Origin of the sequence: Anaerobutyricum hallii (genome assembly GCF_900209925.1) — a bacterium.
Classification (GTDB): Bacteria; Bacillota; Clostridia; order Lachnospirales; family Lachnospiraceae; genus Anaerobutyricum; species Anaerobutyricum soehngenii.
In genome coordinates this window covers 2,727,152-2,742,921 of sequence record NZ_LT907978.1, presented here as the reverse complement: position 1 = coordinate 2,742,921, position 15,770 = coordinate 2,727,152, and the positions used below count along the sequence as shown (strand labels likewise).

Here is a 15,770-nt window from a genome sequence, read left to right as displayed (position 1 = left end):
TTTAATTGTCTACTTGACGGGATGCACACCACAAGATCACAACAACGTGGAAAGTATTAGTAAGCAGCGAAGGCGTTACTATGGTAAAAGACACCGAAGGCAACGAGATGCCGAAGTATCCAGATGGAACTTACGTTGTCAGTAGCGCAAAGACAGGCGAAGCAGACAGCACCGAGCAGACCGCAAAGACTTCTTCCGTAATCCGCGAATACAAGAGTGATGATGTCAACGTAACAGTCACAGCAGAGAACGAAGCAGACCTCCCGGCAGATGCTAAGCTCGTTGTAAAACCAATCGAACTCAGCCAGAAAGCACAGGAGAACGTAGAGCAGGCAGCCATCAAAGAAGAAAAGAAGGCCATCAAGAACATCCTCGCTTACGACATCCACTTCGAAGCAGACGGCAAAGAAGTACAGCCGGGCGCTACCGTAAAAGTATCCGTAGACGTACCGGAAATCAAAGCCGGCGCCAACGCATCCGTATTCCACGTAGACGACAAGAATAAAGTCGAGAACATGGACGGCGACGTAGATAAGAAGGGAAATGTTGTATTTGAGACAACACACTTCTCGCAGTATGTTATTGTGAATCAGAGTGAGACAAATAGTGATATTAGTGTAACTATTGAGCATTATAAAGTTAGTGAAGATTCGAATCATCAATATACCAATGATGATAAAATTTATGCGGATGATATGAAGACACTTAAGGTAGGAGACAGTATTGAAGAATATAATAAAGCTACAAACTGGACAGTGAGTAAAGTTGTGGTGCAATCGCAAACTGGACAGGCAGAAAGAACTTATACCGGCGAAGTTGCTAAAAATACCCGGATTCCCCTAGCGCAAAGCTGTACAGTAAAAGTTTATTATACTGAGAACACTACTTCGAAAGATGGAGGCGTGAAGTTCTATGATTACACAGTACAGGCTGGTCAAAATGGCAATACGAAGTATTCTATAAATATGGATGCTAACTATCCTGAGGGTAGTAATGAATCTAATCGTCTTTCCGTTGGAGAGTCAAAGCGTAATTATCCGGAATATCAATATACTTGTGCAGTAAATAATATAGAAAATGCAAATGCTTGGACTGGTCATCCGAAGGATGGTCAGGAGGTAACTCTTGTAAAAGGACTTTTAAAAGGATTAGATGAACATGGTTCACCGAAGTTTAATTATTATGAACCAGGATTTTTCAAAAATGAAGATCAGTCGGAAGAAATAAATGGAAAAACAGTATATACAAGAAGAGTAATTAATGATTATAAGTTAACATTTAGTCAGGAGGGAGATACTTATACATTATCATCTGTTAAAAAGCCTAATGTGAACAATGGAAATACAACTTACACTGAAGTAGCAAGTGGAGGAGAACACTTCTTCCCATTAGATGATATTGATCATTCTGCAGAACAGGAAAAAGGGAATCCACATGAATCTACATATAAATCAGATTGTACAAATCGAGAAAATCATAATTATTATTTCGGTATGCGCTATGATGTAGACTTTAAACTAGGAGATTATATAGGACCATTAAATTATTCCTTTACTGGTGATGATGATCTATGGGTACTGTATGATGGTCAAGTAGTTCTTGACCTTGGTGGAATTCATGACAAGGCTTCTGATACAGTAGATTTATGGAAGACAATTCTTAATAAAACAAGCTATGGGTATAAAGATAAAAAAGAATATAGCGAGAATCTTAGTCAGAAAGACAAAGAAGCAGTACATACTATAACCGTTCTTTATATGGAACGAGGTGCAGGAGAATCAAACTGCACAATGAACTTTACCCTTCCATCAGCAGAACTTGTTAATGTGTCAGAACAGAAAAAAACGACTCTTACATTGAAAAAACAGAGTATTAAGGGTGAGAATTTAAAAGGTGCGAAATTCCAGATAAAGAAAAATGCAATTGTCATTTCAGAAGCAGAATCTGATGAAAAGGGCGATGTGACTTTAAATAATCTACCAGTAGGTGAGTATATACTGAAGGAAACAAAAGCTCCGAATACTTATGCAACACCTACAAATGAATGGATTGTAAAGGTTACTTTGGGAACGGATGGGAATTCAGTAGCCAGATTGTATAAAGAGGATACAGTTACAGAAGTGGATAAAACGGGCAGTGCTTATAAGATTGTAAATCTAACTCCGGAAGAAATCATGGAATGCAGTAAGACAGCGAAGGTAAAAGATTGGGATCAAAGGACGTATGATATTACCATTGATGCAGCATCAAAGGTATCTAATACGACAATAACGACACAAAAACCAGTTGCGGATATTATGTTAGTACTAGATGTATCTGGATCTATGGGATATAACATTGAAACATATGACCAAGTAGCAATGAATACTCCAGATGGAAGAAAGTTGTTAAATGAGGACGAGACATATTATTTAGAAGTAAATGGTAAGTATAAAGAAATGTTTTATTATCGTAGGACTTGGTATGTCGAAGGATGGAATAAAGCAAGTGACTACGGAGAAAATTGCAAAATTTACGAAAAGAAAGTAGGAACAACCAGACTAGCAGCTTTGAAAAACTCTGTAAATCAATTTATAGATGACACGAAGAAGAATTCTCCAGATAGTAAAATTGGAATTACTGCATTCAGTAGTGCGGGATATGGAGATCATGGACAGTCGAAAGAGTTAATGCAAGTTGGAGTTGGAGATAATGACACCACATTGAAGGATTTTGTCAATAGCTTGGATGCTAATGGTGGAACAGATCCGGCTGTAGGACTTACTAATGCAAAGGATGCATTAGTAAATGCAAATGATGAAAATCCGAAATATGTAATCCTGTTTACAGACGGTAAGCCAACAGGTGGGGGTAGTGAATGGAATACGACTGCTCAAACAAATGCAGAAACTAGCGCAAATGCATTAAAAAATGCTGGTTACACAGTATATACAATAGGCTTTGACCTTAACGAGCAAGCAAAAACTTTTTTAGCAGGCGGAACATATGATGGAACAACGTATCCGGGAATTGCTTCTTCCCCAGATTGCGCGAAATCAGCAAATGATGCAGCATCACTTAATGCAATATTTAAAGAAATTCAAAGTGAAGTTACTAATAACTCAGATATTACAGGAGCAACAATTACAGATGTCATTGATCCAAGATTTGTGGTTGTTGACGATGACAACAATGTAATTACAAAAGAACGTTTGCAAGAAGCCGAGAACCAGGAAATTAAATTAAAAAACGGTGGAGTAGTATCATTAGATAAAAATGGCAATCAGGTTGTAACGTGGACTGATCAAACAATTCCTAATAAAAATAATAAAAAAGGAAAGAAAAATTGGAAGAATACTATTACTGTAAAGGCCAAGGATGAGTATATTGGAGGTAATAACATTCCAACGAATATCTCACCGGATTCTAAGATTATTACAGAATATGGCGAAGCGATTCTTCCACAGCCTAAGGTTAATGTAAAAGCTGATCTTTTAGTTAATAATACTGATAGAACAATATTCTTAGGTGAGAACACACCATATAGCAATGTTCTTTTAAAAGAACTTTTTGATACGGATAATCCTCAAGGTTATGTGGATGGAGTACTAAAACCATACACAATGGGTTCTGATGGAAAGGCCTTTAATTCGGATGACTTCAGTATACAGTGGTACTCAGATACGGAATGTACGAAGCCATTAACATTAGACCAAATACGAGCAGATCAACCGAAAAATACTAAGAAATATTATCTTAAAGTAACTTATGACAAAATAGATCCGGCTACTCCAGAGAGCAATCAAAACACTACCACCACCACCACCAAAGATGGTAAAACTACAACTACAGAACACTTTAATAATAAACCAATCTTAGCTCATAACTCTGAAGTTGATAAAGCAAGAACTTATGGAGTTTATACAGTTAACGTTGTATCTGGAGAGATTCAGATAAGTAAAGAATTAATAGGTGACAGTCCTTCATTAGGAAATGATGGTAAAACTTTCACATTTGCAGTAAAGAGATTAATGGATGCAGATGGGACACCAATAGAAGAAAGTAAACAGCTGCTAGGTAATGCTAATGTGACAGTTACATTTAAGAATAATCAACAGGGACAGACTACAATGCAAGTAAGCAATGAGTGCTTGAAGAATCTTTCCAAAGGTGTTTACTCAGTAGAAGAAGTTGATATTCCTGAAGATTATTATTTCAAGAAACTTACAGATAACACAAATAATTTAGGAACCAATGCATGTGTAAGTAAAACAGACTCCACTAATAAGAAAGTTATTTTTGGAATTGGAATGACAGCAATTCCAACAAATCTTTCTCAGCCAGCAACATTAGATACAACGAATGAAGCTAGGTTATCGAAACGAGTAGGAGCAGTAACTTATACTAATCAACAGTTATCTACAATTTCAATTATTAAGAAATCTACGGATGCAGAAGGAAAAGATATTTTATTGGACGGGGTAGAGTTCAAAATTGAAAAGAAGGTAGGTAACTCATATGAAGAAGTATCAAGAGGCGATAAAACAAATTATACAGTTACTACAAATGATAAAGGTGAGGCACAGTTTACTGGATTAGAAGAAGGTACTTACAGGATTACAGAGATAAAAGCTAAGAATGGTTATAGCTTATTAGCTAATCCTATTGAGGTTACATTACCATATCAAGTAAGCGGAGATAGTAATGCAGTAAGAATTGACGAGAATAAAGCAGTAACTTACGATGGTAAGGAGAATTGTTACTTTGATATTACTTATACAATAGTGAACAACAAACTCTTCAACATGCCGGCTTCCGGTGGCAGATTCAAAGCCACACTCATCGGTATAGCAGTTATGATTATGGCAGCAGGATGTTACATCCTTCGTCATAGACGCAAAAGAATAATCTAACACATTACCAAGATGCAAACTGCATAGTAACAACATATACACTCTGCTCCTTATTTGGGGTGAGGGGCAGAGACAAATAATATAAGTTATAACAAAGCTCATTCGCTTTGTTCATAATATAGAAACACAAAGACACTTCATAAAACACAAAGAAAGCGGGGAATAATTTATGAAAAAATTATTAAAACAATTATTGGCTGTAACAACAGCAATCATGATGGCAATTACCTTATTACCAGCAATGGCAAATGCAGAGGGAAATAATTATGGAGCGACAGATACTTTCGTTATGAAACCGGGTAGAATTACTGTACATAAAACAACACAGGATTCTAACAAACCATTAAAGGATGCTGGATTTACTGTATATACAGCATTAACTTTTAAGCAAGATAGTAATGGAAAAATTGTAGTTGACAAAAACAATACAGGTACAACAATATCAGATGTAAATACAGCTGATTTTAAAGGAATTATAGGTTCATTTACAAGTGCGGAGCAGGTTGAAAGGGACTATGGAAATCATGTTGCTAGACCTGAACAACTTACAGAGAGTAACGGTGAGACTGCATTTGAAAATCTTGACCCAGGTATTTATATTGTAGCAGAGACTACGGTACCAACAGCAACAAATACTACATATTATGAAAGTGTTCCATTTATTGTTTCATTACCATCTACATCAGGTCAAGATGGTAATGGCAATAATATTGGAACTTCTGAGGAACCTGGAACAAAGTGGATTTATGATATTAAAGCAACTCCAAAGAATAATGCAGCATTTGGTGAAAAGAAAATCACTGGCGTTACTAGAGAAAATGAAATTTCAGGTACAGTAGATGATAAACATACAACTGCATCAGCAAATATTGGTGATACAGTATCTTATGAAATCACAGCAACTTCTCCAACAAAAGGATCAGATACGTTTAATGTAACTGATAAAATTAAAGGATTAGAAGTTGATATGAATAGTATAGTAGTAAAGGCACAGGGAAAAGAGGAGAATTTAACCGAAGGCACAGACTATAATGTTGAAAATATAGCTGAACCAGGATTTAAGGTAGTCTTTGCTCAAGCGTGGATTAATGCAAATCCTAATACGAAAATTACTATTTCTTATAGTGCAACTGTTACAGAGACTGCTAAGATAGGTACAGATGCTAATACTAATAAAGCTATTATTGATTTTGGTCAGGAAAAGAGTCAGGAAACAAATATACCTAAAGTTTATACTTATGGTTTCACTTTAACCAAACAGGGTGAAAATGAAACATTAAACGGTGTTATATTTGAGCTTTATAAAGAAGATAACACAACAAAAATTGATACACAAACAACAAGCAACGGATCAGCTACATTTGATGGTTTGGCTGCTGGAACTTATTACTTGAAAGAGACTAAAACAGCTAGTGGATATACATTATTAGCTAACCCTATTAAGATTACAATTAGTGCTCCGGCTGCGGATACACCTGCAACATTCACCTATGATTATGATGGTAAGGATAAAAAAGCAATTTCACAAAAAGATGATAACGGCAATGAAAGATTTACATTTACTGTAACTAACAAAAAAGGCTTCAACCTTCCATCTACCGGTGGTATGGGTACATACATCTTCACAATCGGTGGTCTTGTAGTTATGGCTGGTGCTGTTCTTCTCCTTGTTTCTTCTAAGAAGAAAAGAGCATAGTCAGCAGCGATAGCGCACAGACTAATTAAGACTTAATATTTGAACAAATACGTTTTATTTAAATTATGAAGTGAATCTGATATATACTGCGGGCGTTTACGCCCGCAGGTGAAAAAGGTTTTTTGTGTGGATGCTTCACTGATTAGTGGGGCAAGGCAGTGACCGAGTGGGCGGGACTGCCGCTCAATACAAGGCATACTTTTTGTCAGGGAGGAACCTCATCTGGTTTCTCTCTGGTTTATAACAAGGATGGGAACAGGATGAAACAGAAGATCATAAATGCAATACTATGCCTGTTCTTTCTGGCAGGTCTTGGGATCACTCTCTATCCTGCATTTAGTGACTGGTATATTAGCCGCCATCAAGGGCAGGTTATTGAAGACTATGACGAGAAAGCGGCGCAGATGTCACAAAAAGAGCTTAAAAAAGAACTGGATAAGGCGCATATATATAACACACAGTTGCTCGGTAATGTCGTACTGACCGACCCGTTTGATGCGGATGCGGTGAAAGAGCAGAATGCGGATTATAACAATATTTTAAACATTGACGGAGATGGCGTGATGGGCTCCATCGAGATACCGTCGATCAAAGTATATTTACCCATCTATCATGGAACAGACAGCACTTCCTTAGAGAAAGGAGCAGGGCATCTCGAAAACAGTTCTTTTCCTGTAGGAGGAAGAGGAACACACGCTGTTATCTCAGCCCATACCGGTCTGCCGTCTGCAAAAATGTTTGATAATCTTACAGAGGTAAAGGAAGGAGATGTCTTTTACATTCATGTACTGAATCAGACACTGGCTTATGAAGTAAATCAGATCAAAGTGGTATTGCCGGAAAATACCAGTGATCTGTTGATTGATAGAAATGAAGATTATGTGACAATGGTTACCTGTACACCGTACGGAATTAACTCCCATCGTCTTTTAGTGCGGGGAACAAGAATTCCGTATCGGGAAGCGAAGAAGAAGGAACGTACGCAGACGAAGAAGGATTCTAAGTGGAAGGCATATGTTCTGGCAGCGATAATCGCAGTGATTTTACTGCTGATCGCTTTTATTTATCGCAGGTATCAGGAGAAGAAGAGGCGCAGACGAATGAAGAGAAAGCGGGTTGTTAAGAAGAAATGAGAAATAAGTTCGTAGGAATACTGGCAGTTTTGCTACTTGCGATTGGATTTTTGATACTGAATTACCCGACGCTGAGTACTCTGTATAACCAGTTGCACCAGGGAACAGTATTGACAACATATGACGATACTGTCCAGAAGATGAATGAAGAGAAGAAGAAGAAATACTGGCAGGAAGCAAAGGCGTATAATGAACGGTTAGCGGGCACGACCCCACAGCTTACCGATGCCTTTTCTGATAAAGGAAACAAGGAAGACAGTGATTATAACCAGATCTTGAATTTAGAAGAAGATACCGGAGTTATGGGAAGTATCGAGATACCGAAGATTTCAGTGTATCTGCCGATTTACCACGGAACTTCCGCTGAAGTGCTAGAGCGTGGTGTCGGGCACATGGAAGGAACTTCTTTTCCGATAGGGGGAAGAAGTACCCACACCGTCCTTACAGGACACAGGGGACTTCCAAGTGCGGAACTCTTTACCAATCTTGATCAGATTGAAGAAAATGATATATTTTATCTTCATATCCTTGATAAAACTCTTGCGTATAAAGTTTATAACATTGAAACAGTCGAACCATCTAACGTAGAGAGCCTTGCGATACAGCAGGGAAGAGATTTAGCAACGCTTGTTACCTGTACACCGTACGGAATTAACTCACACAGGCTTTTGATCCACGCTATGCGTGTTCCATATAAAGGAGAGACAAAAGATGCGAAGGAAGCATTGAAAGAGAATTTATGGCAATGGCTTCTGAAGCAGAAGACATTATTAGTGTCTGTGGCACTGCTCCTGTTGCTGCTTATTTATTTTATCATACAGAGGATAAAGGCAAGGCGGGAGAAAAAACGTCGGGAAATGGAAAGGCGCGCAAGGCGTCAGAGACAGATCAGGGAAAAAGGAGGTAAATAGTGATGAAATCTATACGAAGAAAAAAGTGCAGTAAATATCTGTCCGTTTTTCTTGTCACTTGTACGATGATAGCGGGGTTGTTGCTTCCGGCACAGAGCAAGGCGGCAGATAGTTATGATAAGGATAAGAAGGGAAGTATCGAAGTAACTCTTTCCGACATCGGTACGGACCGGGACAATGTACCAATCCGCATGTATCAGGTAGGAACCGTAGTAGAGGGCGGAGATCACCTGACATTTAACACGGTAGATGCCCTTAGCACTACCGGAGTCAACTTAAACGACATCACAACAGGGGAGAGCAATCAGACAGCAGCCAAAACACTCGATGATGCGATCAGCGCTCTTGATAAGACAACAGCAGCCACTCTGCAGACCACCACGGTAAACACCGATGCAGACGGCAAAGCAGACTTCAAAGATTTAGACCAGGGCATTTATCTTATCAAACAGCCGGTAAGCAATCCTTACGGAGTATTTTCTCCATTTTTAGTTGCTATTCCATATATGGAAGACGGTCAGAACTGGATCTATGATGTAAAGGTATCTCCAAAAGCACAGAAGGCAGATACCAACGGCTCTATCGAAGTCACCAAGCATATTTTATATGAAGATCCGGATACATTAGAAAGAACACCGTTAATCGCTCCAGAATCAACAGAAACAAAGTACTATGTAGGACTCTTCTGTGACGAAAGCGGAACCATCCCATACGGAAAAAACTATGTAAAGGAATTATCCTTTAAAGACAGCAGCACCGCAACAGCAAAGTTTGAAAATCTTCCAGATGGAACATACTATGTATTTGAGACCGAGCAGAAAGGCACACCACTCAAAATAAATGCTCCACAAAAAGACAAGAATCAAAAACAGTATCGTTGGGTTGTCGGAAACGGAACAAACAATACAAACGATACAAAGACCGACACCGATACATCAAAAGAAGATGCGACAGGCAGCATCACAGATAATAAAGTCCAGCTGCAAGATCACGCACAAAAACAGATGGACATCGCCAATATTTATTCAGAAATTCCGGATGAATATTTGACGAGTGGAGAACTTTCTATTAAGAAAAACGTAATAGAAAATAATCAGACAACTACAGTAGATGACACCTTCTACGCAACCGTTTATAAGCAGAAAGAATCCTCCGACGGTTCAACAGGAAAAGAAAAGATTCAGGTCGTACAGTTAAAACAGAATGATACGGTAAGAATAACTGTTCCGATAGACGCAAATAAATCAAAAACAACATTTATCGTAGAAGAGACAGATGCAAACGGTAACGCCCTGAATTTAGATAACTTTGCATATGAAATCAGCGGCGAAGGCAAAGTAGAAATGTCTCTGCAGAATACAGAAGGCAGCATCACCTTAACGAACATCGTAAAAGACGATGCAGCCGAAAGCTCCACAGAAGAAGAGGAAGACGAACCAACCACAAGGAAGAAGAAGAAAGAAACGGAAACCGTATCCGGAAGAGAATCTAAAAAGTCAAAGAGCACAAAGACCGGCGATAATAATCCAATCGTAATGTGGATCGCAATCGGCGCAGTCGCAGCCCTTGTGATTATATTCCTCATCGTAAAAAGACGCAAAAGTGAATAAGAAGTATAGTGAGTAAATATAGTGAAAGCATATGCATAACAAGAAAGGGATTGTACTTTTTAAAGTGCAATCCCTTTTTGGCACATTACTAAACAAAAAAATAATAAAAGTTCAAAAGATATTGACTTTTATGTAAAAATATGTATATAATATAAAGAGACAAAATCGTATCAAATAATCGGAGAAAGTGTAGGTGACCGAAGATGACCTTGAGAAATTTTCATCGAACCTAAGAGGCGTATTGGGATATATCAAGTATTCAAAGGATAAGAAGGAATTGTCCAGATTCTTAAATAACAGCCAGATGCAGAATATGGATAATGATGCGGCACGAGTGATACGGGACATAACAAAAACACCGATCTATGTTCCAGAAGGAAAGGGGGAGATAAATGTGTGTGAAGCAGTAAAAGATATGATTAACGAAAGCCGATTAGAAGGAAGAGCAGAAGGAAAAGCAGAAGGAAGGGTTGAGGGAAAAGCAGAAGGAAAAATCCAGATGCTCAAAGAATTAGTAAAGGATGGAACCTTATCTGTTGTGAAGGCAGCAGCCAAGGCGAACATGACAGCTGAGCAATTTAAGAAAGAGCTGGATAAGGAAGTTTAGGTGAAGTGCGATACGATAAGATGAATAATTCAAGCGGAAGACATTAAATCAGAACAAATATTTGGATTTTGGTATGTACATTTGTTCGTATATTTGATATAATCGGAAGCATACTACGATGAAGAGGGAGGTAAGATGCTTCATGGATCATTTTGAATTAGTGTCTGAGTTTGCGCCGACCGGTGATCAGCCGCAGGCAATCGAACAACTGGTAGAAGGGTTTAAAGAAGGGAATCAGTTTGAGACTTTGCTTGGTGTTACCGGTTCCGGTAAGACATTTACTATGGCGAATGTTATTGCACAGTTGAATAAGCCGACATTGATTTTAGCGCATAATAAGACGCTGGCAGCGCAGCTTTACAGTGAGTTTAAGGCATTTTTTCCGCATAATGCAGTGGAGTATTTTGTCTCCTAGTAGACGGAGATTGAAAAAAAGTGGTATTTTGTGGTATGTGTGTGGTTGAACATCCAGATGTTGTGGAAGCGGTAGTGGTGGAATATAGGTGAAAAGCGGGTGGATGAAGAGGTTTTGTGACTTTTCATTGCCTGCTTTTTTATTATATAATTTGAGAAAATTAGTGTATAGGGGTTGAAGAGTTGATATACTTAAAATGAAATAATATGAAATAGATTAATGGGGGATAAAAGCCATGATAAAGAGTACTAAAATTGAGAATACAGAATTTGTTATGTCTAAAGATGAATTAACTTATGCAGAAGTTATTGAGGATTTTGAAGAAGCGAGTAGTATACACATTTTAACTTATAATATTTCAAAAGATAAAAGTGATTTATTGAAGGCGTTAAAGAAATGTGATGAAGATACAGAAATATGTATTGTTTCAAATATTCCAGGGCGTTGGGAAAAATATTTTGGGGAGTATTATAAAAGTAAAGCAAGAAAAAATATATCATTATATAAAAGTAAATTATCACCAGCGAAAATTGCTGAAAAGGCAGAAGTTTATTTTTGTTTTTCAAATCATGCAAAAATTATAATGACTAATAATATTGCATATATAGGATCATCAAATTTTTCAGAAGAAAGTGCAGATAATTTTGAATCTGGTTTTATAAGTAGAGATGCAGAATTTATCGAATTTTTAGAAGAAGAGATTTTTCCTTGGATTGTAGAAAGCTCAAGTGAATATAAAACAGATGAAGAAATTTTGTTTTTTGAAGTAGCTATTAGAAAGAGTATCGCGATGTTTGGAGAAATGTATGAGGAATATTTACAAACATTTTATTTGTTAGCCGATCATAGAGGGATTGAAAGATGGTATTATAATACAACAGATCCGACATTGTCTGTTAAAGAAATGGAAAAGACAGAGGAGATATGTAATCAATATGTGGATTTATTGAAGAATGTTAATAAGATTTTTAATATGAGAGCATTTTCAGAAGAAGGAGTTGATAATTTAGATGATGTAATAGAAAAAGCAGAGCGGTGCTAGAATATAAATAGTACAAGTCAAAATGAGAATTCCTAATCTAATATTTCATGGTACAATGTAGGTACCGCACTGAAGGAGGATCTCATTATGGCAAAGCACTATGACAAACAGTTTAAACTGGATGCAGTCCAGTATTATCATGATCACAGAGACTTAGGACTGCAGGGCTGTGCATCAAATTTAGGAATCAGTCAACAAACATTATCACGCTGGCAAAAGGAGCTACGTGAGACAGGTGATATCGAATGCCGTGGTTCCGGTAATTATGCTTCTGATGAAGCAAAAGAAATCGCACGATTAAAACGTGAACTTCGTGATGCACAGGACGCTCTTGATGTACTAAAAAAAGCAATCAACATTCTGGGAAAATGACGGAAGCCATTTATCTCGAAGTTGCTGAGAAGGCAGAAACTGCCCATAAGGCTGGACGCCGGGTTTCTGTCTCCGGAATGTTGAAATATCTCGGCGTTTCCCGTTCTGGTTACCGTGCATGGCTAAAACATGTTCCTTCAAACGCTGAACAGCGTCGTGAAACGGTAAAAGCCAAAATCAAGGATATTTATGATGAATCAAAACAGAATTACGGTGCCCCAAAGATTACCAAAGAACTGCGAAAATCAGGGGAAATAATCTCTGAACGTACAGTTGGTAAATACATGAGGCAAATGGGAATCAAAGCACAATGGGTAAAACCATGGACTATTACCACAAAAGATTCTGACTTCAGTAGCGAATTGCAAAATATCCTTGATGAACAGTTTAATCCGGAACGCCCAAATGCTGTCTGGTGTTCTGATATCACATATATCTGGACGATAGACGGATTTGTTTATCTAACCAGTATTATGGATTTATATTCCAGAAAAATCATTGCCTGGACACTTTCTAAAACACTGGAAGTATCCTGCGTGATTGAAACAATAAATAAAGCTAAAGCAAGACGTAAAATCGAAGAACCATTGATTCTGCATTCCGATCGTGGCAGCCAGTATGTATCCAAAGAATACAAGAGGATAACTGCCGGTATACAGTGTAGCTATTCGAAAAAAGCTTATCCTTGGGACAACGCATGTATTGAATCATTCCATTCATTGATCAAACGTGAATGGCTGAACCGCTTCAAAATCCGCGATTATGATCATGCGTACCGATTGGTCTTCGAATATCTGGAAGCATTTTACAATACAAAACGTATTCATAGCCATTGTGACTATATGTCTCCAAATGATTATGAAGAACTGTATCGTAGAATCCAGAAAGACGAATTGCTGATGGCAAGTTAAGATGAGGAAAACCTCATTTTAACTTGTACTAAATCTTGACATAGGACCAGAGAATATCATTGGAAATATCAAGACTTTGTTTGGGGGAAATATTGAAGAATTGGCAAAATATGATGGACAAGATATTATAGATGAATATATCAATGATCATTATGCAGATGCATATGATGAGAATTTGGAGTACTATGTAGATAAGGCTATGGACATTGCAAATGAGATTTTTGCAGAATTGGCTAATGATGCACAAGAAGAAGCAGATTACTTGTTAGAGGAAATAAAAAATTTGGGAGAAGTGTCTAAAAAGGTCTTAATCTTATTTAAAAAATTACCTTTAGAGAAAATAAAAATTGATAATACGGACAGTGGAATTTAAGAATTCATTTTAGACGAATCCTTTAGAGAAAAGTGTGTTACTTTCCGAGATAAAAAATGATATATAATTGATTTATGGGAGATTAATATAATATGAAGTACGAAAAAGAATTTGCTCGTTCATTATTTAAAAATGCAGTGATTTTTTTGGATTCTGCTATCAAATATTTTAACGAAGGGCTGGATTATCATGTAAATATGGTTCAATCTATTGTTAATTTGCAATTTGCTTTGGAATTAGCGTTAAAATCATCGGTGACATCGCAGTATGGAATTAGAACAATTCTGATTAATAAACAAAAGGAATTAAAAGATTCTGAATTAGAAGAATTATACTTGGCAAATAAATTAAAAGTTAGAGAATATGACGATATAAAGAATTACATAAAAGGGAAGGGATATTTATTTGGCTTTAATCGCAAAGAATATAAGTATATGGAAATGTTTCAGAAATATAGGAATTGTGTTTTACACTCTTCATATCATTTTAGCGTAGATGAAAAGCAAGATATTGAAAAAGAAATAATATATACATTAATACATGTCTTGGGAATTTTAATGAGTGCAGAAATTACAGAAGATAGAATTTTTATGCAAGAATATTTAAATGAAAATGAATATTCAAAATTACTTGAAAATTCATTCTATATAAAAGAATTGGAGGATTTTTTGCGTAAAGAATATGATGAAGTATACATATGTCCAGATTGCTTGACGAGAACTTTAACACCGGATTTTAAATGTGCTCGATGCTTTAATGTTTTTTCAGATTTCCACTTTTATGGATATGCAGAGTGTGGGGATTGCGGGAAAAGTATGGTTATTTTTGATGCTGCTAACATTGAGTGTAATAATAATTATATGAGGGGGATGTGTTTGAATTGTGGAAATGAAACTACAATTTATAAATGCCCTAAATGTGGGAAATGTATTGATGTGGAATTAGAGGACAAAACAAATTGTCATGAGAATTTTTGTAGTATTTTTGATGAAATATAAGTAATAATTGTGAGTATGATAATTTAAAATTAAAGTAATGAAAAACGATTGGTTCGAATAAGAACCAGTTGTTTTTTTATTGAACTTTTATACATAGCCAGTCCCGAAAAAAGGATTGGCTATTAAATTTTTCTAGGAAGGAGGAAACTATATGACAAAGTGTAAAGTAATCGCCCTTGCAAATCAGAAGGGAGGGACAGCCAAGACCACAACAACATTAAATTTGGGAATCGGTCTTGCACATCAGGGGCGGAAAGTATTATTGGTCGATGCTGATCCACAGGGAGATTTAACAACCGCATTAGGGTGGACTGATTCAGACAGTCTTCCGATTACATTGGAAACACAAATGAAGAAGATATTACAAGACGAACTGTTTGTGTATAATGAAGGCATTTTACACCATGAAGAAGGAGTAGACATTATTCCAACCAACATCGAGCTATCGGGAATGGAAATCTCATTGGTAAATGCCATGAGCAGAGAGCAGACTTTAAAGCTGTATCTGTCAGATTTGAAAAAGGATTATGATTATATCCTGATTGATTGTATGCCTAGTCTGGGAATGTTGACTATTAATGCATTAGCTGCCGCAGACAGTGTAATTGTTCCGGTTCAGGCTCATTATCTTCCATTAAAGGGTATGACACAGTTAATGAAAACAATCGGTAAGGTGCAGAGACAGCTAAATCCTAAAGCTGACTTATACATTGATATTATATGCATAACTCAAAATAAAATTGTTAAAAATAGAAAAAAGAACAATATATAACGAAAAAATCTCTAAATAAGCAAATTTATATTGACTGA

Annotated in this window: 12 protein-coding genes and 1 pseudogene; all 13 read left to right on the top strand. The window is 36.9% G+C overall.

The window, feature by feature from the left end; translation table 11 throughout:
* The first annotated feature begins 80 nt into the window (after window positions 1-80).
* The 13 genes and pseudogenes from EHLA_RS12430 to EHLA_RS12370 all read left to right on the top strand — a co-directional run bounded on the left by EHLA_RS12430 (window position 81) and on the right by EHLA_RS12370 (window position 15,732).
* Window positions 81-4,892, top strand: a complete 4,812-nt coding sequence (locus tag EHLA_RS12430; protein WP_096241015.1) for a SpaA isopeptide-forming pilin-related protein — start codon at window positions 81-83, stop codon at window positions 4,890-4,892.
* A gap of 169 nt (window positions 4,893-5,061) precedes the next feature.
* Window positions 5,062-6,588, top strand: coding sequence for a SpaH/EbpB family LPXTG-anchored major pilin (locus EHLA_RS12425; protein ID WP_096241014.1), 1,527 nt, complete (start codon window positions 5,062-5,064; stop codon window positions 6,586-6,588).
* A 260-nt stretch (window positions 6,589-6,848) separates the two neighbouring features.
* Complete coding sequence (locus tag EHLA_RS12420) at window positions 6,849-7,721, top strand: class C sortase (RefSeq protein WP_154580682.1); 873 nt, start codon at window positions 6,849-6,851, stop codon at window positions 7,719-7,721.
* Entirely contained in the window at window positions 7,718-8,632 is a 915-nt protein-coding gene (locus EHLA_RS12415; RefSeq protein ID WP_096241013.1) for a class C sortase, read from the top strand. Before EHLA_RS12420 ends, EHLA_RS12415 begins: the two co-directional genes overlap by 4 nt.
* Before the next feature lie 2 nt (window positions 8,633-8,634).
* Window positions 8,635-10,242 (top strand): pilin N-terminal domain-containing protein, encoded by a 1,608-nt coding sequence (locus EHLA_RS12410; RefSeq protein ID WP_096241012.1) that lies wholly within the window; start codon window positions 8,635-8,637, stop codon window positions 10,240-10,242.
* 193 nt (window positions 10,243-10,435) lie between these two features.
* A complete protein-coding gene (locus tag EHLA_RS12405) occupies window positions 10,436-10,849 on the top strand; it encodes a hypothetical protein (protein WP_123864861.1) in 414 nt (137 codons plus the stop codon).
* Window positions 10,850-10,991: 142 nt separating this feature from the next.
* Window positions 10,992-11,261 (top strand): annotated as a pseudogene (locus EHLA_RS12400) (DEAD/DEAH box helicase family protein); the annotation flags it as partial.
* Between the two features lie 238 nt (window positions 11,262-11,499).
* The gene (locus EHLA_RS12395) at window positions 11,500-12,306 is read left to right on the top strand and encodes a phospholipase D-like domain-containing protein (RefSeq protein WP_096241010.1); all 807 of its coding nucleotides are present in this window, start codon (window positions 11,500-11,502) and stop codon (window positions 12,304-12,306) included.
* 87 nt (window positions 12,307-12,393) lie between these two features.
* Complete coding sequence (locus EHLA_RS12390) at window positions 12,394-12,678, top strand: transposase (protein ID WP_009245215.1); 285 nt, start codon at window positions 12,394-12,396, stop codon at window positions 12,676-12,678.
* Window positions 12,675-13,589 (top strand): IS3 family transposase, encoded by a 915-nt coding sequence (locus EHLA_RS12385; RefSeq protein WP_055151734.1) that lies wholly within the window; start codon window positions 12,675-12,677, stop codon window positions 13,587-13,589. The genes EHLA_RS12390 and EHLA_RS12385 overlap by 4 nt, the downstream gene beginning before the upstream one ends.
* 100 nt (window positions 13,590-13,689) lie before the next feature.
* Window positions 13,690-13,962 carry a hypothetical protein gene (locus EHLA_RS12380; RefSeq protein WP_123864860.1) on the top strand — a complete coding sequence of 91 codons (273 nt, stop codon included), beginning with the start codon at window positions 13,690-13,692 and terminating at the stop codon, window positions 13,960-13,962.
* Window positions 13,963-14,054: 92 nt separating this feature from the next.
* Window positions 14,055-14,960: a hypothetical protein gene (locus tag EHLA_RS12375; protein ID WP_096241008.1), complete on the top strand. Its 906-nt coding sequence runs from the start codon at window positions 14,055-14,057 to the stop codon at window positions 14,958-14,960.
* A 151-nt stretch (window positions 14,961-15,111) separates the two neighbouring features.
* Entirely contained in the window at window positions 15,112-15,732 is a 621-nt protein-coding gene (locus EHLA_RS12370; RefSeq protein ID WP_278277454.1) for a ParA family protein, read from the top strand.
* The last annotated feature ends 38 nt before the right edge of the window (window positions 15,733-15,770 follow it).